At 74.2% G+C, this 25,234-nt stretch carries 26 protein-coding genes; 13 read left to right on the top strand and 13 right to left on the bottom strand.

From position 1 onward, the window contains the following. Positions 1-30: 30 nt before the first annotated feature. A complete protein-coding gene (locus tag WCD41_RS21995) occupies positions 31-1,047 on the top strand; it encodes an NAD-dependent formate dehydrogenase (protein WP_337716416.1) in 1,017 nt (338 codons plus the stop codon). A 50-nt stretch (positions 1,048-1,097) separates the two neighbouring features. Here the strand turns inward: WCD41_RS21995 and WCD41_RS21990 are convergent, their stop codons facing one another. Further along, positions 1,098-2,285 carry a fatty acid desaturase family protein gene (locus tag WCD41_RS21990; RefSeq protein WP_337716414.1) on the bottom strand — a complete coding sequence of 396 codons (1,188 nt, stop codon included), beginning with the start codon at positions 2,283-2,285 and terminating at the stop codon, positions 1,098-1,100. A gap of 287 nt (positions 2,286-2,572) precedes the next feature. On the opposite strand from WCD41_RS21990, the gene WCD41_RS21985 reads away from it, so the two are divergent. Further along, a complete protein-coding gene (locus tag WCD41_RS21985) occupies positions 2,573-4,090 on the top strand; it encodes a serine/threonine-protein kinase (protein WP_337716412.1) in 1,518 nt (505 codons plus the stop codon). A gap of 389 nt (positions 4,091-4,479) precedes the next feature. Here the strand turns inward: WCD41_RS21985 and WCD41_RS21980 are convergent, their stop codons facing one another. From WCD41_RS21980 to WCD41_RS21970, 3 genes are all read right to left on the bottom strand, one after another. Beyond that, positions 4,480-4,806 carry a hypothetical protein gene (locus WCD41_RS21980; protein ID WP_337716410.1) on the bottom strand — a complete coding sequence of 109 codons (327 nt, stop codon included), beginning with the start codon at positions 4,804-4,806 and terminating at the stop codon, positions 4,480-4,482. A gap of 100 nt (positions 4,807-4,906) precedes the next feature. Further along, the gene (locus WCD41_RS21975; protein ID WP_337716409.1) at positions 4,907-6,418 is read right to left on the bottom strand and encodes a multicopper oxidase family protein; all 1,512 of its coding nucleotides are present in this window, start codon (positions 6,416-6,418) and stop codon (positions 4,907-4,909) included. Positions 6,419-6,434: 16 nt separating this feature from the next. Then, positions 6,435-6,887 (bottom strand): hypothetical protein, encoded by a 453-nt coding sequence (locus tag WCD41_RS21970; RefSeq protein WP_337716407.1) that lies wholly within the window; start codon positions 6,885-6,887, stop codon positions 6,435-6,437. A 273-nt stretch (positions 6,888-7,160) separates the two neighbouring features. Between WCD41_RS21970 and WCD41_RS21965 the strand changes: the two genes are divergently transcribed. Both WCD41_RS21965 and WCD41_RS21960 read left to right on the top strand, forming a co-directional pair. Beyond that, positions 7,161-7,448, top strand: coding sequence for a PspC domain-containing protein (locus WCD41_RS21965; RefSeq protein ID WP_337716406.1), 288 nt, complete (start codon positions 7,161-7,163; stop codon positions 7,446-7,448). Positions 7,449-7,514: 66 nt separating this feature from the next. Beyond that, positions 7,515-9,557 (top strand): NAD(+) synthase, encoded by a 2,043-nt coding sequence (locus WCD41_RS21960; RefSeq protein WP_337716404.1) that lies wholly within the window; start codon positions 7,515-7,517, stop codon positions 9,555-9,557. A 1-nt stretch (position 9,558) separates the two neighbouring features. Here the strand turns inward: WCD41_RS21960 and WCD41_RS21955 are convergent, their stop codons facing one another. Then, positions 9,559-10,467 (bottom strand): SCO6745 family protein, encoded by a 909-nt coding sequence (locus WCD41_RS21955; RefSeq protein WP_337716402.1) that lies wholly within the window; start codon positions 10,465-10,467, stop codon positions 9,559-9,561. Positions 10,468-10,605: 138 nt separating this feature from the next. Here WCD41_RS21955 and WCD41_RS21950 point away from each other — a divergent pair, with 138 nt between their 5' ends. Together WCD41_RS21950 and WCD41_RS21945 are read left to right on the top strand one after the other, a co-directional pair. Further along, positions 10,606-12,981 (top strand): xanthine dehydrogenase family protein molybdopterin-binding subunit, encoded by a 2,376-nt coding sequence (locus WCD41_RS21950; RefSeq protein WP_337716400.1) that lies wholly within the window; start codon positions 10,606-10,608, stop codon positions 12,979-12,981. Positions 12,982-13,041: 60 nt separating this feature from the next. Next, positions 13,042-13,812, top strand: coding sequence for a bestrophin-like domain (locus tag WCD41_RS21945; protein ID WP_337716398.1), 771 nt, complete (start codon positions 13,042-13,044; stop codon positions 13,810-13,812). A 50-nt stretch (positions 13,813-13,862) separates the two neighbouring features. On the opposite strand, the gene WCD41_RS21940 is transcribed toward WCD41_RS21945, so the two are convergent. Then, a complete protein-coding gene (locus WCD41_RS21940; protein ID WP_337716396.1) occupies positions 13,863-15,287 on the bottom strand; it encodes a glucose-6-phosphate dehydrogenase in 1,425 nt (474 codons plus the stop codon). 57 nt (positions 15,288-15,344) lie between these two features. Further along, positions 15,345-16,760, bottom strand: a complete 1,416-nt coding sequence (locus WCD41_RS21935; RefSeq protein WP_337716394.1) for an MFS transporter — start codon at positions 16,758-16,760, stop codon at positions 15,345-15,347. Positions 16,761-17,081: 321 nt separating this feature from the next. Here WCD41_RS21935 and WCD41_RS21930 point away from each other — a divergent pair, with 321 nt between their 5' ends. Next, the gene (locus WCD41_RS21930) at positions 17,082-17,207 is read left to right on the top strand and encodes a hypothetical protein (RefSeq protein WP_337716392.1); all 126 of its coding nucleotides are present in this window, start codon (positions 17,082-17,084) and stop codon (positions 17,205-17,207) included. Positions 17,208-17,279: 72 nt separating this feature from the next. Here the strand turns inward: WCD41_RS21930 and WCD41_RS21925 are convergent, their stop codons facing one another. Both WCD41_RS21925 and WCD41_RS21920 read right to left on the bottom strand, forming a co-directional pair. Further along, positions 17,280-17,819, bottom strand: coding sequence for a GNAT family N-acetyltransferase (locus WCD41_RS21925; RefSeq protein WP_337716390.1), 540 nt, complete (start codon positions 17,817-17,819; stop codon positions 17,280-17,282). Positions 17,820-17,882: 63 nt separating this feature from the next. Further along, positions 17,883-18,122, bottom strand: a complete 240-nt coding sequence (locus WCD41_RS21920) for a hypothetical protein (RefSeq protein ID WP_337716388.1) — start codon at positions 18,120-18,122, stop codon at positions 17,883-17,885. Positions 18,123-18,251: 129 nt separating this feature from the next. On the opposite strand from WCD41_RS21920, the gene WCD41_RS21915 reads away from it, so the two are divergent. Both WCD41_RS21915 and WCD41_RS21910 read left to right on the top strand, forming a co-directional pair. Continuing rightward, positions 18,252-18,647 (top strand): hypothetical protein, encoded by a 396-nt coding sequence (locus tag WCD41_RS21915; protein WP_337716387.1) that lies wholly within the window; start codon positions 18,252-18,254, stop codon positions 18,645-18,647. A 16-nt stretch (positions 18,648-18,663) separates the two neighbouring features. Continuing rightward, positions 18,664-18,996 (top strand): hypothetical protein, encoded by a 333-nt coding sequence (locus tag WCD41_RS21910; RefSeq protein WP_337716385.1) that lies wholly within the window; start codon positions 18,664-18,666, stop codon positions 18,994-18,996. Here the strand turns inward: WCD41_RS21910 and tenA are convergent. Then, complete coding sequence (gene tenA / locus WCD41_RS21905) at positions 18,993-19,649, bottom strand: thiaminase II (protein WP_337716383.1); 657 nt, start codon at positions 19,647-19,649, stop codon at positions 18,993-18,995. The genes WCD41_RS21910 and tenA overlap by 4 nt on opposite strands. A 150-nt stretch (positions 19,650-19,799) precedes the next feature. On the opposite strand from tenA, the gene WCD41_RS21900 reads away from it, so the two are divergent. After that, positions 19,800-20,762 (top strand): cobalamin biosynthesis protein, encoded by a 963-nt coding sequence (locus WCD41_RS21900; protein WP_337716381.1) that lies wholly within the window; start codon positions 19,800-19,802, stop codon positions 20,760-20,762. On the opposite strand, the gene WCD41_RS21895 is transcribed toward WCD41_RS21900, so the two are convergent. Genes WCD41_RS21895 through WCD41_RS21885 form a run of 3 tightly spaced genes read right to left on the bottom strand, consistent with a single transcriptional unit; the run spans position 20,747 to position 22,837 of the window. Further along, complete coding sequence (locus WCD41_RS21895; protein ID WP_337716379.1) at positions 20,747-21,592, bottom strand: SURF1 family cytochrome oxidase biogenesis protein; 846 nt, start codon at positions 21,590-21,592, stop codon at positions 20,747-20,749. The genes WCD41_RS21900 and WCD41_RS21895 overlap by 16 nt on opposite strands. A gap of 4 nt (positions 21,593-21,596) precedes the next feature. Next, positions 21,597-22,343, bottom strand: a complete 747-nt coding sequence (locus tag WCD41_RS21890) for a fructosamine kinase family protein (RefSeq protein ID WP_337717008.1) — start codon at positions 22,341-22,343, stop codon at positions 21,597-21,599. A 41-nt stretch (positions 22,344-22,384) separates the two neighbouring features. After that, positions 22,385-22,837, bottom strand: a complete 453-nt coding sequence (locus WCD41_RS21885) for a low molecular weight protein-tyrosine-phosphatase (protein ID WP_337716378.1) — start codon at positions 22,835-22,837, stop codon at positions 22,385-22,387. Positions 22,838-23,003: 166 nt separating this feature from the next. Here WCD41_RS21885 and WCD41_RS21880 point away from each other — a divergent pair, with 166 nt between their 5' ends. From WCD41_RS21880 to WCD41_RS21870, 3 genes are read left to right on the top strand one after another with little or no spacing between them, the layout of a single operon-like run. After that, positions 23,004-23,840 carry a Nif3-like dinuclear metal center hexameric protein gene (locus WCD41_RS21880; RefSeq protein ID WP_337716375.1) on the top strand — a complete coding sequence of 279 codons (837 nt, stop codon included), beginning with the start codon at positions 23,004-23,006 and terminating at the stop codon, positions 23,838-23,840. After that, positions 23,837-24,571, top strand: a complete 735-nt coding sequence (locus WCD41_RS21875; protein ID WP_337716373.1) for a zinc ribbon domain-containing protein — start codon at positions 23,837-23,839, stop codon at positions 24,569-24,571. The genes WCD41_RS21880 and WCD41_RS21875 overlap by 4 nt, the downstream gene beginning before the upstream one ends. After that, positions 24,568-25,233 carry a histidine phosphatase family protein gene (locus tag WCD41_RS21870; protein ID WP_373695175.1) on the top strand — a complete coding sequence of 222 codons (666 nt, stop codon included), beginning with the start codon at positions 24,568-24,570 and terminating at the stop codon, positions 25,231-25,233. Before WCD41_RS21875 ends, WCD41_RS21870 begins: the two co-directional genes overlap by 4 nt. Position 25,234 lies beyond the last annotated feature (1 nt).

Genomic DNA, 25,234 nt, shown 5'->3' with positions numbered 1-25,234 from the left:
CGCGGCGTCGGCGGCGGGGTAGCCGACCGCATGAAGGTCGTCTATGTGTCCTACCCGCCGTCCGACGCCGCCGAGGCCGACGTCCCGGCGAGCGCCGACAACGCGCTGGGCCTGCGGGAGCACCTCACCTCCCGCGGCCACGAGCTCGTCACCACCTCCGACACCGGCGACGGTCTCGACGAGGAGCTCACCGACGCCGAGGTGCTGATCACGACGCCCTTCTGGCCGGTCTACCTCGACGGCGACCGGCTGGCGAAGACGTCGTTGAAGCTGGTCGTCACCGCGGGCATCGGCTCCGACCACACCGATCCCGAGGCCGCGCAGCAGCACGGGGTCACCGTCGCCGAGGTCACCGGCAGCAACGTCGTCAGCGTCGCCGAGCACAACGTGCTGCAGATCCTCGCGCTGGTGCGGAACTTCGTGCCGGCACACGAGGAGGCCCGCAACGGCGGCTGGGACGTCGCCAAGGTCGTCGCGCCGTCGCACGACCTCGAGGGCAAGACCGTCGGGATCGTGGGCCTCGGCGCGATCGGGGCCCGCACCGCGCTGCGGCTCAAGGGCTTCGACGTCGAGATGCTCTACTACGCCAACCACCGCCGCTCCGCCGGCGAGGAGGCCTCGCTGGGCGTGCGCTACGCCCGCCTCGACACCCTCGTCGAGCGCTGCGACGTCATCTGCCTCGCGCTGCCCCTCATGGAGGGGAGCCAGGCGCTGTTCGGTCCCGAGCGCCTCAGGGCCATGAAGCCGGGCTCCTGGCTCGTCAACACCGCGCGCGGCGCGATCGTCGACCGGGACGCCCTGGTCGAGGCGCTCGAGTCCGGGCACCTCGCGGGCTACGCCGGCGACACCTGGTACCCCCAGCCCGCGCCGGCCGACCACCCGTGGCGCTCGCTGCCCGCGGGCTCCGAGGCCATGACGATCCACTGCTCGGGGATGACGCTCGAGGCCCAGGACCGTATCGCCGAGGGTGTACGGGAGATGCTCGACGCCCACCTCGACGGCCGCCCGGTGCCCGCGGACTTCCTCGTCGTCGACCCGGCCGCCTAGCTATGTGAGCGAACTTCGGGGCTATAGCCCCGAAGTTCGCTCACATGGGGTCAGGCCGCGACCGGCTGCTCGACGCGGGGCCCGGTCTCGTGGCGGGGGGCCGGGACGTCGGCGGCGACCGGCTTCTCGCGCCCGGTCAGACGGTCGACGAACCGCTTGAGCTCGCCCGCCACCGGCAGTGAGAGCTTCCAGATCGAGCGGGTCGACTGCCAGAACTGCCGCGGGAACGGGCCGGTCGTGTAGGGCAGGTCCCAGTGGGCGCAGATGTCCCGGACCTTCTCCGCGATCTCCGGGTACCGGTTCGACGGCAGGTCGGGGAACAGGTGGTGCTCGATCTGGTAGCCGAGGTTGCCGCTCATGAGGTGCATGAGCCTCCCGCCGGTGAAGTTCGCCGAGCCGAGCAGCTGGCGCAGGTACCACTCGCCCCACGTCTCGCCCTCGAGCTCCTCCTCCGTGAACACCTCCGCGCCGTCGGGGAAGTGACCGCAGAAGATGATCGCGTACGACCACACGTTGCGGATGAGGTTCGCCGTGACGTTGGCGGCGATGGTGGCCGGGAAGAACGGGCCGGACAGCGCGGGGAACGCCACGTAGTCCTTCAGCGCCTGCTTGCCGGCCTTGCGGCCGATCTGACGCAGCTTGGCCTTCATCTCCTCGGGGTCGGCGTCCATCTTGGCGGCGCCCTCGATGTCGAGGTCGTGCAGGGCGACGCCCCACTGGAACAGGAACATCAGCAGCGCGTTGTAGAGCGGCTGGCCCAGGTAGTAGGGGTGCCACGGCTGATCGGACCGGACGCGCAGGATCTCGTACCCGACGTCCTTGTCCTTGCCGATGACGTTCGTATAGGTGTGGTGCAGGTAGTTGTGGGAGTGCTTCCACTGCTCGGCCGGGCAGACGTTGTCCCACTCCCACTGTGCCGAGTGGATCTCCGGGTCGTTCATCCAGTCCCACTGGCCGTGCATGACGTTGTGGCCGATCTCCATGTTCTCGATGATCTTGGAGGCGGCCAGGGCGGCGGTGCCGGCGATCCACAGCGGCGGCAGGATGCTGCCGACGAGCGCGACGCGCCCGCCGATCTCGAGCCGGCGCTGGAGCTTGATGACGCCGCGGATGTAGGCGGCGTCGTCCTCGCCGCGAGAGGCCTCGACCTCGCGGCGGATCGCGTCGAACTCACGCCCGATGGCCGCGACGTCGGCCTCGCTCAGGTGCGTGAACTCCTTGATGTCCGAGATGGCCACGGTGGGGTTCCTTTCCGCGTCGGGGGAGCCGTTCGGTACCTGAAGTACTCGGTACCGACGGTACCGACTCCAGTCGCCGAGCGGGCCCCTGGTCGCTGTGTCCCCGGGCACCGCAGCGCTGATGGCCTGCGTCACAGCGACCGGCGGCGGGTCGGGTGCGGACGGTCCCGGCTGCCGGGCGAGGATGCGGGCCCACCCGATCGGGGGGTCCGGACGATCCGTGCGAGATTTCGGTAACGGAATGGTCACGGCCCGCGATAGGTGGTCACGGAGCAGAAGGGAGGGGCATGTCGACGCCGACCTCGGTGCCGAGCGCCCTCGGGGACGGCCGGGCCACCATCGAGCCCGGTCGCCTGGTCGCCGGGCGCTACCTCCTGCTCGCCCCCGTGGGGCGCGGCGGCTCGGGCTCCGTCTGGCGGGCCCACGACGAGCTGCTCGACCGCGACGTCGCGATCAAGCGACTGCACGGCGGGCGCGCGCTCGACGCGGAGCGGGCCCGCCAGATCCGCGACCGGGCCCACCGCGAGGGCCGCGTCGCGGCGCGGCTGCACCACCCCCGGCTCGCCGCGATCTTCGACATGACCGACCTCGACGGCGAGGTCTGCCTCGTCATGGAGTACGTCGCGGCCCCGTCGCTCGCCGACCTCCTCGACCGCGAGGGCCCTCTGCCGCCGGTGCGGGTCGCGGCCATCGGCGCGCAGATCGCCGAGGGCCTCGCCGCCATGCACGAGCGCGGGATCGTGCACCGCGACGTGAAGCCGGCCAACATCATGATCGGCGCCGGTGACGCGGTCACGGTCACCGACTTCGGCATCGCCGTCGTCGACACCGACCCCGGCACAGCCGACCAGCTGGTCGCCGGCACGCCCCACTACATGGCCCCCGAGCTCGCCCGGGGTGGCCCGGCGACCGCGGCCGCCGACGTCTTCTCCCTCGGCGCCACCCTCTACGCGACCCTCGAGGGCGCCCCGCCGGCCGGCGACGGCGGCAACGCGCTCGAGGTGCTCTCCCGCGTCGCGACGGGCGTCGTGGCGCCGGCCCGGCGTGCGGGCGACCTGACCCCGGTGCTGCGGGCGCTGCTCGACCACGACCCGGCCCGTCGTCCCGACGCCGCTCGGGCGGCCCGGATGCTCGCGGGCCACGAGGTCGTCGCGGGCGCGGGCGGGCGCACGGCAGGCGCCGCCGCGGCCGTCCGGTCGGACCTGCTGGGGACCGGCTCCGGGACGGCCCCGCCGGAGCGGGACACCCCGACGCCGGCCCCGGGCCCCGGCCCGGACGAGGCGCACACGGGACCGCTGCTGCTGCCGGGCCGCGGTGACGCCCCGTCGGCGCCCCGCCGCACGCGCGTGGTGACGCCCGCGCCGGCGCCCGGCCTCGTCCGCTCGCTGCGCACCCGGCGGCCCGCGCGCCGGGTCGCCGCGGTCGGCGCCGGCCTGGTCGGCGTCCTGGGTGCGGCGGGGATCGTGGCCGCCGCGAACGCGACGTCCGACCCGACGCCGGTCGCGGCGCCGGAGACGGCCGCGCCGCCGGCGCCGTTCCCGGTGCCCGTGGCCGCGCCCCCGGTGATCCCGGCGGGCCCACCGACCACCACGGCCCCGCGCAGCACGCGCACCACCACCGCCGACGACGTCGAGGAAGTGGCCTCGTCCTCCACGTCCACGCGGCGCACGCGCGACAGCGCCGACCGCGCCGCGGCCAACTGGGAACGCTGGTTCGAGCGGTGGCGCGCCCAGGCGCGGTCCGACCGGGACGACGACCGGGACGACGACCGCCCCCGCGGGCGGGCCCGCGGTCACGACCGCTGAGTCAGCTCGCCCGCTCCTCCGGCCGCTCGTCGCGCGGGGGGACCCGCGGCGTCGGCACGGACCGGTCGTCGGCCGGGGGCTCGCTCGGCGCCGGGCGTGGACGCACGTTGCGCCGAATGCGCGGCTCCTGGATCAGGCGGTCGGTCATCCGGTCGCGCATCACGCCTCCCGTGCGTCCTCGGTGGCGGGGACGATCACCGAGGCTACGGGCGGACACCGACCGAGCGCTGTACGTCATTGTGCGTACGTCCGGGTGCCGAGCGCCCGCGACGTGCTGATCCGCCTTCACGGGGAGCGGACCGCCCGGTACGTTCCGAGTACGGGACCGCCGGTGCGGACGAGGGGCCCGCACCGGCGTGGACCCGTGACGTGGTCGCCGACGCGGGCCCTCAGGTGCCGCGGCGCAGCACCTCGCACAGCACGATCGGGTCGGCGTCGGCCTCGACCGCGAGCGGTCGCCAGCGCGGCGGACGGCGCAGCGCGGGGTCGGCCGTCACGTCCCACCCGCGCGCCGTCGACCAGTGCAGCGCGCGGACGGCGCGCGGCGGGTCCGCGTGGACCTTCAGGGTGAACCCGTCGCCGGCCGCGTCGGGCAGCGTCTCCACCTCGTCGCCGTCGAGCAGGTCGAGCGCCGTCGCCACGGCCTCGGCGCACGCGGTGGCGTGGGGCAACAGCCAGGGAGCGGCCGGTGCGGCCTGTGCGGTCGGGGCAGTCATCGGGGGTCACCTCGCGGCGGCCCCGGGGACATGGCGGGGGGTGGGGCCGCATCGGTTACCGACGAGTATCCCCGCGGTCCGGCGGCTCGTCACTCCGGGGTCACTCCGGGTCGTTGTGGGGGTCGCCACCCACGCGGTACGGCGTCGTCACGCCCTCGTACATGAGGTGGGCCATCAGCCCCTCGGACGGGTGCGCGAGGTTGTGGCAGTGGTCCATCCAGAGCCCGGGGTTGTCGGCCACGAACGCGATGTCGTAGCTGTGGCCGTCCTGGACGTCGAGGCTGTCCGACCACCACGGGCTGCCGGTGGCGGGGACGCCGTCACGGGCGAGCACCACGGCGTGGTGGCCGTGCAGGTGCATCGGGTGCAGCTCGCCGCTGCCGTTCTCGATGTGCATCCGCACGACGTCGCCCTCGCGCACCACGTACATCGGCACGTCGGGCCACAGGTGGCCGTTCACCGTCCACCACATGCCCGGGGTCCCGTCGAGGAACCCGAGACGCCGGCCGATGACGTAGTCGAACCGCCGGTCCGCGGCCGCGGGGTCGAAGGGCAGCGCCGCCGGGCTGCCGTAGCGCAGCGGGTCGAGCTCGCCGGCCGGCCGGGGGGTCGGGGGCAGCGGACGCCCGAAGGTCACCGCGGACGCGCCGCCGAGCTCGACGCGCACGCCCGCGCCGTCGGCGGGGAGGTCGATCTCCAGGTCGGCGCGCCCGCCGGCGGTCACCGGCAGGGAGTCGGTCGACGGTGTCGGGCCGTTGACGTCCGTGCCGTCGAGGGCGGCGAGGCGGTACGGCGCGCCGCCGACCCAGACCTGGACCGGCCCGTTGTCGGTGTTGACGACGCGGACGCGCACCCGCTGCCCGGGTGCACCGGCGGCCGGGACGTCGCCCTCGAGGCCGTTCACGGTGCGGCGGCCCGCGTAGTTGTGGGTCATCACGGTCACGTCGGCCGTGTCGCCGAGGCCGTCCCGCGGGGTGACCACCAGGGCGCCGAACAGCCCGCCCTTCACCTGGGGGTCGGCCACCTGGTGCGAGTGGTACCAGAACGTGCCGACCTGGTCGGCGCGGAACCGGTAGACGAAGGAACCGCCGGGGCCGACCGCGTCCTGGGTCACCCCGGCGACGCCGTCGTCGCCGGCCGGCACGTCGTAGCCGTGCCAGTGCAGGGTGACGCCCTCGGCCACGTTCTCGTTGACGAGGCGCACCTGCACCATCTGCCCCTGGACCGCGCGGATCTCCGGCCCGGGGGTGGTGCCGTTGAGGGTGTAGCCGTCGACGACGCGCCCGGACGGGAGCGTGACCCGGCCGGCGCGGGCCGTGAGGGTGACGTCGACGTCCGCGGGTCCCGGGGGCTCGCGGAGCTGGTCGACCGCGGTGCCGGTCATGCCCGCCATCCCGGCGTGGTCCATCCCGGGGCCGCCACCGAGGTCGGGCGTGCCCATGTCCTCGACCGAGTAGCTCGAGGGCATCTGGCTGTCGATCCACATCCAGGCGATCGGGGCGATGACCACGAGCGCGGCGACGACGGCGATCAGGGCCCGGCGTCGCGGGCCGCCGGCCCGGGTGCGCCAGGAACGCCCGAGGCGCCATGACCGTCGCCGCGCTCGCAGCATCAGCTCGACCCGCCGCTCAGACGACCGCGGCGGAGGGGGCCTCGACCGGGCGCTGCGCGGGGGTGAGCCGGGCGGACATGACGGCGGTGACGAGGATGGCGAGGGCGAGCGCGCCGTGGAGCATGCCGAGCGACGGGATCGCGTGCGCGAACATCCCGAGCAGGACCTGCGCGACGACCATGAGGAACAGGGCGGCGGCGAACGCCACGCCCCGCGTGAGCCTCGCGAAGAACGAGACCACGAGCAGGAGCAGGGCGACGGCCGGGACGATCATCGTCCCGTTCAGCCCGTGGACCATGAAGCCGACGACCCCGTCGAACTGGGGCTCGGCCTGCATCGCGGCCGCGTCGAGCACCCCGCCGCTCTCGATCCAGGCGGACAGGCCGAACAGGGCCCACGCGATGGCTGCCGCCTGGACGACCACCTCGACGGCGAGGATCCAGGCCAGAACCCGATAGGTCGTGCGCACGGCCGACCCCTTCCCGCGGGATCGCCGGGTCGCGTCCGGGCTGCCCGCACTTCGTGGTGGTGGTCCACCGGAGTCCCAGTGGTGTCGGTCACGATAAGTCATATCCGGAGCGCTCCACTAGTCCGAAGGAATGACTAGACGGGTGACGGGACCTGGATCGTGACGATCCGTCACGGTCGGGGTCGCCCCCGGCGGGATCGGGGTGGGGAACCAGGGTCGGACCGGGGGTCGACCCGGAGGGCGCGGGCGCTCCACGGCGGCAGGCTCGACGCCATGACCACACCGGAGAACACCCCGCACCCGACGAGCCCCGAGGTGGGCAGTTCCGAGCCGAGCAGCCCCGAGCCGTCCCGGTCGACGTTCGGCTTCCGCCGCAGCGTCCACGACCGGTGGATCGCCGGCGTCTGCGGCGGCATCGCCGCCCGCACCGGGCTCGACGTCACTCTCGTCCGCGTGCTCGCGGTACTCCTGGCCGTGTTCGGGCACCTCGTGGGTCTGATCGCCTACCTGGCCGCCTGGGCGCTGGTGCCGGAGGAGGACGTCTCCCCGAGCACCGTGTGACCCCGGCGGCGAGCGGGCGGGCGATCTACGCTCGCCCGCGTCGCCGTGCCCGGAGGAAACCTGCCGATGCCCACCCCGCCCTTCACCTCGGTGTACCACCAGGGCTTCGTCCGGGTCGCCGCGGCGACCCTGCGGACCTCGATCGCCGATCCGGCGGCCAACGCGTCCTCACTCCTGGCGGTGGCGCGGGAGTGCCACGACGACGGCGCCGGGCTCGTCGTCTTCCCCGAGCTGACGCTCTCGGGCTACTCGATCGAGGACCTGCTGATGCAGGACACGCTCCTCGACGCCGTGGTCGACGCCCTGGGCGAGGTGGTCGCGGCGTCGGCGGACCTCACGCCCGTGCTCGTGGTCGGCGCGCCACTGCGCCACCGGCACCGGCTGTACAACTGCGCGGTCGTGGTGCACGGCGGGCGGGTGCTCGGCGTCGTGCCCAAGACCTACCTGCCGAACTACCGCGAGTTCTACGAGCCGCGCCAGGCCGCCTCGGGGGCGGGGGAGGGCGGGACGACCCGTCTGCTCGGCGCCGACGTGCCGTTCGGCGCGGACCTGCTCTTCGCGGCGACCGACGTCGACGGTCTCGTGCTGCACGTCGAGGTCTGCGAGGACATGTTCGTGCCGATCCCGCCGAGCGCGGAGGCGGCGCTGGCGGGGGCGACGGTGCTGGCGAACGTCTCCGGCAGCCCGATCACGGTGGGCCGCGCGGACGACCGCCAGCTGCTGGCGAAGTCGGCGTCCGCGCGCTGCTCGGCGGCCTATGTCTACGCCGCGGCGGGCGAGGGCGAGTCGACCACCGAGGTGTCCTGGGACGGGCAGACGAGCATCCACGAGAACGGGGTGCTGCTCGCGGAGACCGAGCGGTTCCCCTCGGGTGAGCGCCACGCCGTCGCCGACGTCGACCTGCGCCTGCTGCGCTCGGAGCGCCTGCGGATGGGCACGTTCGACGACAACCGCCGTCAGCACGGGCGCGAGTTCCGCACCCTCGGGTTCGCCCTGGTCCCGCCGACCGGCGACATCGGGCTGCGCCGCGAGGTCGAGCGCTTCCCGTTCGTGCCGTCGGACCCGGCACGCCTCGAGCAGGACTGCTTCGAGGCCTACAACATCCAGGTCGCGGGCCTCGAGCAGCGCCTGCGGGCGATCGGCGGACCGAAGATCGTCATCGGGGTGTCGGGCGGGCTCGACTCCACCCACGCGCTGATCGTCGCCGCCCGCGCGCTGGACCGTGCCGGCCGCCCGCGCTCGGACATCCTGGCGTTCACGCTGCCCGGCTTCGCCACCGGCGAGCGGACCAAGTCGAACGCGCAGCGCCTCGCCGAGGCCCTGGGCGTCACGTTCGAGACGATCGACATCACCGAGACCGCGCGGCTGATGCTCAAGAACCTGGACCACCCCTTCTCCCAGGGCGAGCCGCAGTACGACGTGACGTTCGAGAACGTCCAGGCCGGCCTGCGCACCGACTACCTGTTCCGCGCGGCGAACCAGCGGGGCGGGATCGTGCTGGGCACCGGCGACCTCTCCGAGGCGGCGCTCGGGTGGTCCACCTACGGCGTCGGCGACCAGATGTCGCACTACACTGTGAACACCGGGGTGCCGAAGACGCTGATCCAGCACCTGATCCGCTGGGTGATCAGCTCGCGGCAGTTCGACGACGACGTGGCCACGGTGCTCCAGGACGTCCTCGACACCGAGATCAGCCCCGAGCTCGTGCCGGCCGACTCCGAGGAGGAGATCCAGTCGAGCGAGCAGAAGATCGGGCCGTACGACCTGCAGGACTTCACCCTCTTCTACGTGCTGCGCCACGGCTTCCGGCCCTCGCGCATCGCGTTCCTGTCCTGGCACGCGTGGCACGACCTCGACGTGGGCACCTGGCCGCCCGGCTACCCGGACGCCGACCGCCGCGCGTACGACCTCGCCGAGATCCGACGCTGGCTGCAGGTGTTCGCGCAACGCTTCTTCGGCTTCGCGCAGTTCAAGCGCTCGGCCATGCCCAACGGGCCGAAGGTCGTCGCCGGCGGGTCGCTCTCGCCGCGCGGTGACTGGCGGGCCCCGTCGGACTCGTCGGCGACGATCTGGCTGCAGGAGATCGAGCAGAACGTCCCGGAGCCCTGAGCTACCCGGCGGCCCGCTTGTACGGGTCGGGCGGGAACCATCCGCGGGCGACGACGGCCTCCGACCAGGTGCCCAGGGTGTCCACCAGCCCGTCGAGATCCGCGCCGAGGGCGTCGACGAGGGGCTGCTGGGCGGCGTCGGTGGCCTCCTCGATCCCGTCGCGGGCCCGGCGTCCCGCGGCGGAGAGGGCCTCGCCGTCGAGGAGGCCGCGCCCGCGCAGGCGGGCGATCGCGGCGTCCATGGCCTCCTGGGGCCACCCGCGCGTCGCGGTGTACTCGAGCAGCGCGAAGCCGACCCGCAGCTCGGTGAGGATGTTCGCCTCGATGCCGTCGAGCCCGGCGGCCACGCACGCGGCGACGTGGGAGTCGCCGCGGTGCTCCCGCACGAGCGTGGTCGCGTGCCACAGCCGGCCGTGGACGTCCTGCGGCCATTGCCGCGCGGTCATCCCCGCGACGAGGGGCCGTCCCATGAGGTCGGCCGGAGCGAGCGCGGCGCGCAGCGTGGCGGCGACGGCGTCGATCCCGGCCTCGTCGACGTCGTCCAGCACCGAGCGCAGCGCGGCGGCGCCGGCGCGCTCGCGCATCGCGGCCAGGTCCGCGACCGGGCAGCTCGTCCGGGCCTGGTCCCACAGACCGCCGACGAGGCCGGGCTCGAACACGGCGAACGCCGCGGCGACCACGGTGCCCGGGACGTCGCCGAGGGCGGACGCGCGGCCGCCGACGTAGCCGCCGAGGAAGTCGAGCCCGGCCGCGGCGCTCTCGTCGGCGGCCGGGTCGCTCCACACCGTCACCATGGCCAGCGGCTCGATGGCGTCCCGCAGCCGGCGGGCCGGGGTCGTGGCCCCCGGGTCCGCGGCGACCGGGCCCGTCCGGGGCCGGCAGAACACGGAACGGGCCTCGTCGAAGTCCATGGTGCACAATCGTTGTCCGTGACCGGACTCACGTCCAGCTCGACGGGCGGTTTCCGGTGGGCCGAATGCCGACTCGACGTGCGGGCGAAGGTCTGATCTTCTGACCGTGCCGGCACGGGCACCACTGGAGGACCCCGCATGACCATCACCCCCACCCGTTCCACCTCGATCTTCGGTAACTCGGTCAAGCGCACCGAGGACGACGGCCTGATCCGGGGTGCCGAGGACTACACCGCCGACCTCCCGGTGGAGGGCTCCCTCCACGCGGTCTTCGTCCGCTCGCCCATCGCGCACGGGACGATCACGGGCATCGACGCCGACGAGGCCCGCTCGATGCCCGGCGTCGTGGCGGTCTACGTCGACGGCGAGCTGGACATCAACGACCGTCCCGGCCTGCCCGGTGTCGTGCCGGACGCCATGAACCGCCCCGCCTTCGCGCGCGGCAAGGTGCGCTTCGTCGGCGACATCGTCGCGGTCGTCGTCGCGCAGACGGCCGGCCAGGCCCTCGACGCCTCCGAGACCGTGTTCGCCGACATCGAGCCGCTGCCCGCCGTCACCGACATCGAGGCCGCGCTGGCCGACGGTGCCCCGAAGCTGTTCGACGAGCTCGAGTCGAACCTCGTCGCGGGTGCGGGCACCGGTGAGGTCGCGGGCATCTTCGACTCCGCCGACACCGTCGTGCAGCACACCTTCTACAACCAGAAGCTCGCCGGCGTGCCGATGGAGCCCAACGGCTGCGTGGCGATCCCCGGCGAGGCCGGCAAGATCAAGATGTACGTCTCGAGCCAGGGCCCCCACGGCGCGCGGGACGCGATCGCGGGCGACCTCGGCGTCGAGGGCGCGAACGTCCACGTCATCGCCCCGCGCGTGGGCGGCGGGTTCGGGCCGAAGATGCACGCCTACCAGGAGTGGGGCATCGTCGGCGCCGCGGCGCGCACCCTCGGCAAGCCGGTCCGCTGGACCGAGACCCGGTCCGAGAACATGCTCTCGATGGTCCACGGGCGCGCCCAGGTCCAGTACGTCGAGATGGGCGTCAAGAACGACGGCACGATCGTCGGTCTCCGTGCCACGGCCATCGGTGACGCCGGCGCCTACCCGGTGCTCGGGACGATCCTGCCCAGCCTGACCCAGCTGATGGCGCAGGGCGTCTACGACATCCCGGCCATCGACTTCACGTGGAAGGCCGTCGCCACCAACACCACGCAGGTCGGGGCCTACCGCGGCGCCGGGCGGCCCGAGGCCACGCAGATGCTCGAGCGGATCATCGACATCGCCGCCGACGAGATCGGCGTCGACCCGCTGGAGATGCGGCGCAAGAACTTCCTCGCGCCCGACAAGTTCCCGATGACCAGCATCACCGGCGCCCAGTACGACAACGCCGAGCACGCCAAGGCGCTCGACGCGGCCAGGGAGGCGGCGGGCTACGACGCGCTGCTCGCCGAGCAGCAGCAGCGCCGCGCCGAGGGCTCGCGCGTCGCGATGGGCATCGGCGTCGCCTCCTACGTGGAGGTCACCGCGCCGCTCGGGCTCGACGTCGAGTTCGGCTCCGCGCAGGCCCACCCGGACGGCACGTTCACCGTCAAGGCCGGCACCAGCGCCCACGGCCAGGGCCACGAGACGGCGTTCACCCACATCGCCTCGCAGATCCTGCAGGTGCCCATGGACAAGGTGCGCCTCGTCCAGTCCGACACCGAGCTGGTGCGCAGCGGCGCAGGCACGGCGGGCTCGCGGTCGCTGCAGACCGGCGGCAGCGCGATCTGGACCGCCTCGGAGCAGCTCGTGTCGCGGGCCCGCGAGATCGCCGCGCACATGCTGGAGGCCTCGCCCGACGACATCGAGCTGGTCGACGGCGGGTTCGGCGTCAAGGGCATCGCGGACACCCAGGTGAGCTGGGCGCAGGTCGCGACGGCGTCGGAGGACGGCTCGGGCTACGACCCGGGTGTCGGCGGCAAGCAGCTGCTCGAGGAGCTCGACTTCACCCAGGGCCAGTCGAGCTTCCCGTTCGGCTCGCACATCTCCGTGGTGGACGTCGACCTCGACACCGGCATGGTGAAGCTGCGCCGTCACATCGCCGTCGACGACTGCGGCCGCATCCTCAACCCGATGCTCGTCACCGGGCAGCAGCACGGCGGCATCGCGCAGGGCATCTCGCAGGCCCTCTACGAGCGCGTCACCTACGACGAGGACGGCAACCCGACGTCGGGCAACCTCGCCTCGTACGTCATCCCCTCGGCCGCGGACCTCATCACCTACGAGGCCACCAACACCGAGACGCCGACCCCGCTCAACCCGCTCGGGGCCAAGGGCATCGGGGAGTCCGGGACGATCGGCTCGACGCCGGCCGTGCACAACGCCGTCATCGACGCGCTCTCGCACCTGGGCGTGAAGCACGTCGACATGCCGCTGACCCCGGAGACGGTGTGGCGCGCGATCCAGGGCGTCTCCGCGAACGACCCGGGCAACCGCCCCACCGCCGGTCCGGAGTACGCCGGCGAGCCGGGTCCGCAGCACTGACCCCCATGTGAGCGGAATTCCCGGCTATGACCGGGAATTCCGCTCACATACTCTGCGGCGATGGTCGCGTGGTTGGGGCACGCCCCGCTGCCGGTATTGGTTCTGGTGGTCTTCGCCGCGGTCTACCTGGCTGCGGCGCTGGTCCTCGCCGGGCTCTGGACCGCGCGTCGGTCGGGTCACGGCGAGTCCCTGGGTCCGCTGAGCCCGGGCCTGCTCTCCCCGCTGGGGCTGATCTTCGGCCTGCTCGTCGGGTTCCTCGTCGCCGACGTCTGGGCCGACCGCGACGACGCCGCCGCGGCCGTGAGCCGGGAGGCGAGCGCGCTGCGCGACGTCGACCTGCTGATGGGGGCCTTCCCGGCACAGCGCCCCGAGGTCCGGCGGCTGCTCGCCGAGCAGATCGACGAGTACGTGGCCGACGAGTGGCCGGAGATGGCCGACGGCGACGCCACGCTGACCGTCGCGCCCGCGCGGCTCGTCGGCGTGCAGTCGGTCGTCCTGTCGCTGCCGGTGCAGACCGAGGGGCAGCGGGTGGCCCAGGACCGCCTCGTGACCGCGGTCGACCAGGCCCTGGAGTCGCGGCGCACCCGCCTCGTGCTCAGCGGGTCGGCGATCGACCCGCTGCGGCTGACGGCGCTCTACCTCGTCGCGCTGACGACGCTCGCCGCCATGGGCTGCATCCACGCCGACCGCCTGCGGCGCGCCGCGGTGTCCCTCGCGCTGCTCGCGACGGCGATGGCGCTCGCCCTGACGCTGCTCTGCGCCCAGGCGGCCCCGTTCGCCGGGTACTTCGCGATCGACCCCGACCTGTTGCTGCAGGTCCGCCCCATGTGAGCGATCTTCGGTGCGATAGCACCGAAGATCGCTCACATAGGCCGGACGGACTAGTCGGGGAGCACCCAGCCGACGGGGTCGGCGAGGCGCAGGGCTGCCTCGGGGCCCCAGGAGCCGGGCGCGTACGACTCGGGCGCGCGGTCGTCGTCGAGCACCTCGGCCGCGGCCGTCCAGACGTCCTCGAGACCGTCGGGGCGGGTGAACAGGGCGCGGTCGCCGGTGAGCACGTCGTGGATCAGCCGCACGTACGGCGGCAGCGGGTCGCCCCCGGACAGGGTGTCGAGCGGGATCTGCGTCCACGTCGTGCCGAGGTCCGACGACGCCCCGGGCGTCTTGACGTTCATCGACAGCGCGAGCGCGCCGTCGCCGGCGAGGTCGAAGCACAGCACGTTGCCCCGGGTCGGGAGGTCGCGCTCGTCGACCGGCCCGTTCTCCGGGTCCCGGAAGACCAGGTTGACCTTCTGGTGGCTCTCGGCCATCCGCTTGCCGGTGCGCAGCAGGAACGGCACGCCGCGCCAGCGGTCGGTGTCGATCCACAGCCGGGCGGCCACGAAGGTCTCGGTGGTGGAGTCGTCGGCGACGTGGTCGAGGTCGCGGTAGCCCTCGAACTGGCCCCGCACGACCTCGTCGCGCTGCAACGGCCGGAAGTGTCGTACGGCCTCGTCGCGGGCGGCGGCGACGTCGTCGGCGCGGAACGTCGCCGGCGGGTCCATGGCGACCTCGGCGGCCACCTGGAACAGGTGGGTGACCAGCATGTCGAGCACGGCGCCGGTGGCGTCGTAGAACTCGGCGCGGTCGGCGACGTCGAGGGTCTCCGGGACGTCGATCTCCACCGCGGCGACGTGGTGGCGGTCCCACGAGCTGCCGAACAGGCCGTTGGCGAAGCGCAGCGCGCGCAGCTCCTGGGTCGCCTCCTTGCCGAGGAAGTGGTCGATGCGGAAGACCTGCGACTCGTCGAGGACCTCGTGCACCACCCGGTCGAGCTCGCGGAAGCTCTCGAGCGACGTGCCGAAGGGCTTCTCGTAGACGACACGCGAGCCCGTGGCGAGGCCCTGGGCCCCGAGGGCGCGGGTGTAGTCGCCGAACGTGGTCGGCGGCAGGCCCAGGTAGTGGACGAGCTGGGCGTCCTCGCCGATCTCGCCGCGGGCCTCGGCGATCCGGTCCAGCAGCTCGCCCGGGTCGTCCGCGGTGAACCCGCCGCCGGCGAAGCGCAGACCCGCGGCGAACTCGTCCCAGGGCCCGTCCTCGGGCCGCAGGCCACCGAACTGCTCCAGGGCCTCGCGGACCTCGTCACGGAACTCGTCGTCGGTCTTGGTGCGGCGGCCGTTGCCGATCAGACGCCAGTCGTCGGGGAGGAGCTTCTCCTGCACGAGGCGGAAGAACGACGGCAGGACCAGGCGCTTGGCCAGGTCGCCGGTGGCGCCGAACAGGACGAAGACGGTGGGGCCGGGGGTGGCCTGTGAGGATTCGGGCACCAGCGCATCGTGCCCGTGATCCGGGGGGCCCGACACCCGGCGACCCACCGTCGTGGCTCAGCGACGCGACGCCACCAGCTCGCGCGCCTCCTGCTCGGTGGACACGGCCGGGTTGGAGCCCGGCAGCGGCTGGCCCGCCGTCTCGCGCAGCTTCAGCAGGACGGCCGCACCGACCAGCCCCGCGAAGACCAGGTAGACCGCGGGCCAGTACGCCCAGCCCGTCCCGAGCACGACCGCCGTCATGATCAGTGAGGTCGTCCCGGCGAAGGCCGACACGAAGATGTTGAACGAGATCGCCAGCCCGCCGTAGCGGATCTCGGTCGGGAACAGCGCCGGCAGCGTCGACGGGCAGGTCGCCGAGAAGAGGATCAGCAGCAGGCCCATGACGGCGAGGCCGACGCCCACCAGCGGCACCGAGCCGCTCTTGAGCACCAGGATCATCGGGAAGGCGAGCGCGACGGTCCCGATCGAGCCGGCCCACAGGACCGGCTTCCGGCCCACGCGGTCGGACAGACGGCCCAGGAACGGGATGATGAACACCGCGACCCACAGGACGGCGATCTGCAGCCACTGGGACGTCGTGCTGTCGATCGGGGTGCCGCCGACCACCGAGACGTTGTCCTCGAGGTAGGTCGGCATGTAGCTGGTGAGCATGTAGTTCGGGATGTTCCAGGCCACGACGAGGCCGCCCGCGGCGAGCATCGCGGGCCAGTACGTCCCGAACAGCTCTTTGAGCCCCGCCCCGGCCTGTTGCCCCTCGCGTTCCTCGGACTCCGAGAGCAGCGTCTGGAAGGACGGCGTCTCCTCGAGCTTCACGCGCAGGTAGACACCGACGATGCCCAGCGGCAGGGCGATGAAGAACGGGATGCGCCACGCCCAGGTCGACGCGAACTCCTCCGTGGAGACCAGCGGGATGACGGTCGCGACGGTCGCGCCGAGCGCGTAGCCGATGAACGTCCCGCATTCCAGGAAACTGCCGAAGAATCCGCGGCGCCGGTCGGGGGAGTACTCGGCGATGAACGTCATCGCCCCCGCGTACTCGCCGCCGGTGGAGAAGCCCTGCACGACGCGGCAGAGCACGAGCAGGATCGGCGCCCAGATGCCGATCGACTCGTACGGCGGGATGAAGCCGAGCAGGAACGTCCCGACCGCCATCATGATGACGGTGATGGAGAGGACCCTGGTGCGACCGATGCGGTCGCCGAGCGGTCCGAAGAACAGGCCGCCGAGCGGGCGCACCAGGAACGACACCGCGAAACCGGCGAACACGCCGATCTGGGCGAGCGTCGGGTTGTCGGGCGGGAAGAAGTTCTCCTCGATGGTGGTCGCCAGGTAGGCGTAGACGCCGAAGTCGAACCACTCGGTGATGTTGCCGACGGCCGCCGCGCCGACCGCGCGCTTCATGGTGCCGGTGTCGGTGACGGTGACGCCGTCGGGCACTCCGCCTGCGTCACCCGATTCGGTTTGCGTCATGGTGTTCTCCCCTCGCCCCCGACGGGATCGCAGTGCGTCCGATTTGACGGAAACGACCCGAAAGTCGTTAACGCCCGTTTACTTTCGCTGGCTCGTCGGACACTACTGGGGACGGGTGGGGGACACAGGGTGAACGCGTGCGGTCGCTGTGAGTGGGGTCATTGCGTCATGGCCGGACGCGATGGAACACCACCCCCTAGCCGTGCGTCTCTCCTTGTGGGTGCAGTCAGCACCCACCGTTCGCAAGCGCACGCGGGCCGGTCGGGTCATCCGGACCCGGGCACCGGCCGCGGCGCGTGCACGTGGTGAGGAGGAGCCGTCATGGCTGCAGTGTTCGTCGGCATGATCGTGAGCGCCGGAGCGGGCGTCGGAGTGGCGGGCGTCCTCGTACGCCACGCGCAGCGGAACTGGGCCCGCCGCCCGGCCGCGGTGGCCGTCCAGGCCTGACCGCCCGACCCGACGTCACGACGGGCCGTCCCGCACCGGCGGGGCGGCCCGTTCGTCGTCGTGCGGGGCTGATCAGCCCCCGGGACGGAGGTCCGCCTGCATGAGCACGGTGTCCGCCCACTGCCCGTTCTTGTTGCCCACCGACGGCATCCGTCCGACCTCGACGAATCCGAGGCGGCGGTGCAGGACGATCGACGGGGTGTCGTGGCGGGAGCCGGCGATCGCGGCGATCACCGCGACGACCTGCCGGATCTCGGTGCCGTGCAGGGCGTCGAGCAGGCCCGCCAGGAGGCGCGAGCCCAGGCCGCGGCCGGCCGCCTCGGGCGCGATGTAGATCGAGTCCTCGACCGTGTACCGGTATGCGGCGTGCGGACGGAACGGCGCGGTGTAGGCGAAGCCCTCGACCTCACCGTCCACCTCGGCGACGAGGAACGGCAGCGTCGGACCGGCGGCGGCGATGCGCGTGCGCCAGTGCTCGTCGGACGGGGGCTCCTCGACGAACGTCGCGATCGACTGCAGGACGTAGCCGGCGAAGATCGCCGCGACCCGCTCCGCGTCCTGCGCGGCGGCGGGACGCAGCACGCCGGTGGGGGCGGCGGGATCCGTGGTCACGACCGTGATTCTGGACCATGACCGCCCGCCGCCACGAGGTCGCGGTGGGGCGGCCTTCCCGGCCTACTCGACGCGGATCAGCGTGAACTCCCACTCGCCGGCGGGCTCGTTGTAGCCGGTGCGCTCGTAGATGGCGGTCTGCCCGCCGCCCGCCATGTCGGACACCGTGCGGCGCAGGCCGTGCTCCCCGCTGGGCAGCGGGATGCGCTGGAGCAGCGGCGGCTCCTCACCGGCGTCGTCGGGCTGCGTGATCGACCCGATGCCCTGCAACGGGCCGTTGACGTACCGGACGACGAACTCCATGTGCCCCTCCTGACGCGCGACTGGCACACCCTACGACCCCGTCGCGCGATCGTCACCGCCACCACGCGCACCTGGTTGCCCCGATCGGCCGACTGCTGGTCGCGAAATGACCACGTAGCGTTGTTCCTCGTGCGGTCGGCTCTCCTCCTCTTCGGCGGCCTGGTCCTCCTCGGGGCCGGGATCGCGGTGCTGGCGCTCGGCATGCCCGGCGCCTGGGTGGTGGGGCCCGCGCTCATCGTGGCCGGCGTGCTCACCAAGCTGGCCGGATTCCTGCTCACCGGCGACGCGCCCGGCGCGACGCCGCCGGGCTCGGGGCGCACGGTCACGACGCTCGGCACCGCAGCCGCCGACCGCGCCGGCGCGGCGGGGCGTTCGTCGGCGGGGCGTTCCTCGACGGGGCGCGCCTCGGCGGTGCGCCGCGCCCGCACCGCGCGCACCGCGCGGGCGAGCGAGACCGCCCGCGCCGTCGCGCAGTCCCGGCCCTTCCCGGAGCACCGCCGGGGCGGGAGTCGGCGCGCGTCCTGAGCGTTAGGGTCGGCGCGTGGCCGGCGCCTGGGAGTACGCGACGCTGGAGATCTCCGCGGTGGGTCTGGCCGAGGACGCCTCGGGCGGGGCGAGCGCCGAGTGGCAGATCTACGCCATCGGCCCCTCCGACGAGCTGATCCTCGAGGAGTACCGCCCGTACCGGGTGGCCTGGGCCCGGGTGTACGCCGAGCAGCTCAACCGGCTGGGCCAGCAGGGCTGGGAGCTCGTCGCCCTCGCCGGCCCGCAGGGCGCGCTCGTCCCCAGCGCCCCGGGACGCGCGCCGGGCGCGGCGCCGCACGTCGTCGAGACCCGGTTCGTGCTGCGGCGGCCCGCCGAACCGTCGGGCTAGACCGGCCAGTCCTCCTGACGCCACGCGGCGTCCCAGAACATCCACTCGTAGCGGCACGTCGTCACGTAGTGCTCCCGGACGCGTCCGCGCTCGACGTCGCCCAGCGGCGGCCCGACGCGGTCGGTCAGCGCGAGCACCGCGTCGACGACCGCCTGGAACTCCTCGCCGCCGTACATCGCGATCCAGCGGGCGTAGAGCGGGTCGGGAGAGGAGGCCTCGAGCAGCGCCTCGCCGACCCGCGCGTAGATCCAGTAGCACGGCAGCACCGCGCCGAGCCCCTCGGCGAACGAGCCGCCGTGGCAGGTCGCGAGCAGGTAGCTGGTGTAGGCGGTGGTGGTGGGCGCGACCGGGAGGTCGGCGGTCCCGCTGATCCCGAGCGCCTCGGCGAGCCCGGCGTGCATGTCCTGCTCGGCCGCGATCGCCCCGGCGGCGTGCTGGGCGAACATCACCGTGTCGGCCTCGGTGGGCGCCCGTGCCGCGAGGACCGCGAGCGCCCGGGCGTAGCCGCGCAGGTAGTGGGCGTCCTGCACGACGAAGTGCCGGAACGCGGCGTGCGGCAGCGTGCCGTCAGCCAGGCCGGTGAGGAAGGGGTGCTCGCGGACGCGGTCGTAGATCCCGGCGCCCGCGGCCCAGAGGTCATCGCTGAATCCCACGCCGGCGACCCTGTCACGGTCGGGGTGAGATCATCGCGGGGTGATCGCGCGCCCCCCGGTTTCGAGCGAAGGGCACCTTCGGTCGGAGAGACCGGCGGGGGGCGCCCCTCGCCGGAACGCCGGTGCCGCGCGACGAGGGGCACGTTCCGCATGATCCACAGGGCTCGGCGGCTGCCGGACGTGCCGCTCGCGCGCGCCGCGGGCCTCGCCCTCGGGGTGCTCGCCGACGCCGTGCTCGGCGACCCGCGCCGCGGTCACCCTGTCGCGGCGTTCGGGTCCGTGGCCGCCGCCCTCGAGCGGCGCTGGTGGGCCGACCGGCGCGCCCCGGGCGTCGCGTACGCCGCGGTGCTCGTCGGCGGCGCGGTGGGCGTGGGGGTGCTCGCCGAGCGCGTCCGCCACCCGCTCGCGCGCACCCTGCTGACCGCCGCGGCGACGTGGACCGTGCTCGGTGGGACGTCGCTCGCGGGGGAGGGCGCGGCGATGGCGGCCTCGCTGGGCGCCGGCGACGTCGACGCGGCCCGGGAGCGCCTGCCCCACCTGTGCGGGCGCGACCCGTCGGCGCTCGACCCGGACGGCCTGGCGCGCGCGGCCCTGGAGTCCGTCGCCGAGAACACCGCCGACGCCGTGGTCGCGCCGCTGGTGTGGGGCGCGGTCGCCGGGATCCCGGGCCTGCTCGGTCACCGCGCCGTCAACACCCTCGACGCCATGGTCGGGCACCGCTCGGCGCGGTACCGGCACTTCGGCTGGGCCGCGGCCCGCGCCGACGACGTCGCCGGCGTCGTGCCCGCGCGCGTCTCGGCGCTGGTCACGGCGGCGTGCGCGCCCCTGGTCGGGGGTCGCCCGGCCGACGCCTGGCGCATCTGGCGGCGCGACGCTCCCGCGCACCCCAGCCCCAACGCCGGGCCGGTCGAGGCGTCGTTCGCGGGCGCGCTCGGCCTGCGGCTCGGCGGGCGCACCGTGTACCCGTACGGCGTCCAGGACCGCCCCTTGCTCGGCGACGGCCGCACCCCGGCGGTCGCCGACCTCCCGCGCGCCGTGCGCCTCTCCCGCGCGGTGGGTCTCGCGACGGCCGTGCTGGCCGTCGGGGTGTCGGCAGCTCAGCGGCGGCCGTAGCGGTCCGCGAGCTTCTCCTCCGTGGCGCTCGACGACGCCCGCGCGTCCCAGTGGCTGCCGTCGGCGGCGTCGCGGGGGTCCTGGTCGTCGCGGGGCCGCGGCTCGAGCCCGTGCTCGCGGCGGTACTCCAGCCGCGCGAAGTAGATCCACGCCCCGATGGCCATCAGCCCGAAGATCAGCCACTGCCAGGCGTAGGAGTACGACGGGTTCGGGTCGGGCGGCGGGAGGGGGACGGCGGTGAGCACCCCGGGCTGGGCCGGCAGCAGCTGCACGTACCCGGGGCTCGTCGCCACCCCGCCGGTGGCGGCGATCGTGGCCGCGTCGGCCGCGTAGACCTGCCGCTGCCCGTCGGCGACGAGCGCGGGCCGGCTCGGCGCGCCCTCGTCGAGACGCTGGTACCCGCTCACCGTCACCACCCTCGGCGGTGGAGGCGGGATCGGCGGGAGCGCCCCGCGGTCGTCGGTGCGCACGTACCCGCGGTCCACGAGCACCGTCTCGCCGGTGGTGGTGGCCAGCGGGGTCATGACCTCGCTCGCCGGGTGCCCCTCGATGCTGCGCAACCGGACGAGGACCTCGCCCTCGGGTCGGTAGGTGCCGGTGACGGTGACCTGGCGCCACGCCACGTCCTCGCCGGGCGTCGCACCGGGAGCGACGACCTCGCCGCGCGGCACCGGTGCGGTCGCGACCGCGCGGGTGAGCGCCGCGTTGTCGCCGTCGCGCTGGTCGCTGCGGTGGAACTGCCACGGGGCGAGCAGGTAGTAGCAGGCGAACGCGAACGCGGCCACGACGAGCGTCAGTGCGATCCACCCGGGTTTCAGCAGGAACCGCACGACGTCAGGTTATCCGCTCGCACACCGCGAGGGCCTGCCGCGCGTACCCGCCCCCGAACAGCTCGGCGTGCACCAGCAGCGGCCAGAGCTGGTGCAGCCCGACACGGTCGCGCCAGCCCTCGGCCAGCGGCGCGGCCTCGTCGTACGCGGCGAGGATCGTCTCCAGCTGCGGTGCGCCGAAGAGCGCGAGCATGGCGAGGTCGGTCTCGCGGTGCCCGCCGTGCGCGGCCGGATCGATCACCCAGCCCTGCCCGCCGGACCACAGCACGTTGCCCGTCCACAGGTCCCCGTGCAGGCGCGCGGGCGGCTCCGGCGGGCCCGCGACGGCGTCGAACCGCGCGCACGCCCGCTCGACCAGCGCGAGCTCGTCGGGTCCGAGGGCGCGCCGGGCGTGGGGGAGGACGCGGTGCTCGGCGTACCAGGCCGGCCAGTGCTCGCCGGTCTCGTTGTCCATCCGCGCCTCGCCGATCCACGCGTGCACGGGCCCGCCGGGCGGCGGCGAGCCGAACGCGGGCGCCCCGGCGGCGTGCAGCGCGGCCAGACCGCAGCCGAACGCCTCGGCGGACGCGCGGTCGGCGCGGCCCGACGGCACCCGCGTCGACACCATGCGGCCCTCGGTCTCCCCGAGCACCTCCGGCACCCCGACGACGCCGGGCTCCGCGAGCCAGCGCAGCCCGGCCGCCTCGGCCGCGATCGCCGACGGCGCCCCGCCCTTGACGACGACCTCGGTGCCGTCGTCGAGCGTGGTCATGGAGACCCCGCGCCCGGCGCCGGCCAGCAGCGCCTCGACGGTCACCGCCGCACCCGCTCGACGAGCTCCGGCATCGCGGCCTCGATCATGTCGATGACGTCGGTGAACCCGTCCGGACCGCCGTAGTACGGGTCGGGGACCTCGGCGCCCTCGGGCGCGTCGGGGTCGAACGCGCGCAGCAGCACCACCCGGGACGGGTCGGCGCCGGCGGCGAGGAGGTCGCGGACGTGGTCGTGGGTGGCGGCGACGAGCAGGTCGGCGCCGAGGAGCTCGTCGTCGACCTGCTGCGCGGTGTGCCGGGTGTCGTAGCCGCGCTCCCGGAGGCTGGCCGCCGCGCGCCGGTCCATGGGCTCGCCGGCGTGCCACGACCCGATCCCGGCGCTCGCGACGGTCACCGTGTCGGCCAGCCCGGCCTCGGCCAGCCGGGCGCGGAAGACCTTCTCGGCGACCGGCGAGCGGCAGATGTTGCCCGAACAGATGAAGACCACGAACACGGCGCCATGATCCCGCGCGTCGGGTCGAGCGCCGCGAACGGGGACTTCGGACGCGTAGAAGCAGCGAACAGCGCGTTCGCTGCGAACCAGGAGGCGACCGGCCGCGCGCGCCCGCACCGGGGCACCACGGCCATCTCCTCAGCGGCGGTGGGCAGAATGGACCGCCATGACCCCCGCCGCCCCCGTGACCGTCGCCGACGCCGTCGCCGCCCTCGAGGCCGCGTACCCGCCGGCGCTGGCGCACGACTGGGACGCGGTGGGGCTCGCGGTCGGCGACCCGACCGCCCCGGTGCGCCGGGTCCTCGTCGCTGTCGACCCGCTGCCGGCGGTGATCGAGGAGGCCGTGGACGGCGACGTCGACCTGCTCGTCACCCACCACCCCCTGCTGCTGCGCGGGGTGCACGCCGTGGCGACGACGGCGCCCAAGGGCTCGGCGATCCACCGGCTCATCCGCGCCGGCACCGCCCTGTTCACCGCGCACACCAACGCCGACGCGGCGGACCCCGGTGTCTCGGACGCGCTGGCCGCCGCGCTCGGCGTCACCGTCGAGCGGCCGCTCGCCCCCGAGGGCGACGGCACGGTCGGGATCGGGCGGATCGGCACGCTCGCCGCGCCGGAGACCCTCGAGGCGTTCGCCCAGCGGGTCGCCGACGCCCTGCCCGCGACCGCCTGGGGCGTCCGGGCGGGCGGCGACCCCACGAGGACGGTCAGCAGGGTCGCCGTCTCGGGCGGCGCCGGCGACTCGATGCTCCACCTCGCCCGCGCGGCCGGGGTCGACGTCTACGTCACCGCCGACCTGCGCCACCACCCCGCCACCGACCACCTCGCCGAGCCCGGCGCCCCCGCCCTCGTCGACGTCGCGCACTGGGCCTCCGAGCACCCGTGGTGCGGGCAGGCCGCGGACGTCCTCGCGCGGGCCGCGCCGGGCCTCGAGATCACCGTGTCCACCACCCGCACCGACGCGTGGACCGTCGGCCAGCCGTCAGGAGCCGTGAACGCATGAAGGCCGACCCGACCGCCCAGCGCCGCCTGCTCGAGCTGGCCGGGCTCGACGCCGAGCTCGCCCGGGCGCAGTACCGCCGCCGCACGCTGCCCGAGGCGACGGCGGTGGAGGAGGCGGAGACGACGGTGCAAGGCCACCGCGACGCCGTGGTCCGCGCGAGGACGTCGGTGAGCGACCTGGGCCGCGAGGTGGCGAAGCTCGAGCAGGAGGTCACGCAGGTCCGCACGCGCGAGGACCGTGACCGCGGGCTCATGGACTCCGGCAGCGTGTCGGCCAAGCAGATGACCGACCTGTCGCACGAGCTCGACACCCTCGCCCGCCGCCGCGGCGTCCTCGAGGACGAGCAGCTCGAGGTCATGGAGCGCCACGACGCCGCGGAGACCGACCTCGCCCACGAGCAGGCCGAGCTCGACAGGGCCGAGACCGCGCTCGCCGACGCCGTCGAGCGCCGCGACGGCGTGCTGGGCGACCTCGACGTCCTCGAGGAGCGCCGCGGCGCCGAGCGGACCGAGGTCGCCAAGGACCTGCCCGCGGACCTCGTCGGCCTCTACGACCAGCTCCGCGCCCGGTCGGGCACCGGCGCGGGCGAGCTGGTCGGCGGCCGGTGCGGCGCCTGCCGCCTGGAGATGGACCGCAGCGAGCTGCGCGACGTCGCCGCGGCGGCCCCCGACGACGTCGTGCGCTGCGAGCAGTGCGGGGCCATCGTCGTGCGCACGGAGAAGAGCAAGTGAGCACCGCGGGGTCGTGGACGGGACGCGGGAGCACCCCGCCGACCCGCGTGCTGCTGCTGCGCCACGGGCAGAGCCCGCTGTCGGTGGAGCGCCGCTACTCCGGGCGCGGCAACCCCGAGCTCACCCGCGAGGGGCTGGAGCAGGCCGCGGCCGCGGCGACCGCGCTCGCCGCGCGCCACGTCGCCGCGGACAGCCCGATCCGCGCCGTCATCAGCTCACCGCTGATGCGCGCGCGCCAGACCGCCGAGCCCGTCGCCGGGGTCCTGGGGCTGGGCGTCACCGTCGACGACCGGCTGACCGAGACCGACTTCGGCACGTGGGAGGGGCTGACGTTCGCCGAGGCCTCGGCACGAGACCCGGAGGTCCACCGGGCCTGGCTCGGCGACAGCGCCGTCAGCCCGCCGCAGGGCGAGAGCTTCGACCTCGTCGCCGGACGCGTGTACGCGGCGCTCGACGACCTGCTGCGCCGCTTCCCGGGGCAGACGGTGGTGGTCGTCAGCCACGTCACGCCGATCAAGCTGATCCTGCGCCGTGCCCTCGACGCCGGGCCGGCGATGCTCTACCGGCTGCACCTCGACCTGGCGTGCCTGTCGGTCGTCGAGTTCTGGCCCGACGGCGGGGCCTCGGTGCGGCTGGTGAACGACACGTCCTACCTCGCGTAGC

It is taken from the genome of Actinomycetospora aeridis, from assembly GCF_037400275.1.
GTDB lineage: Bacteria > Actinomycetota > Actinomycetes > Mycobacteriales > Pseudonocardiaceae > Actinomycetospora > Actinomycetospora aeridis.
This window is presented reverse-complemented; position numbering and strand designations above follow the sequence as displayed.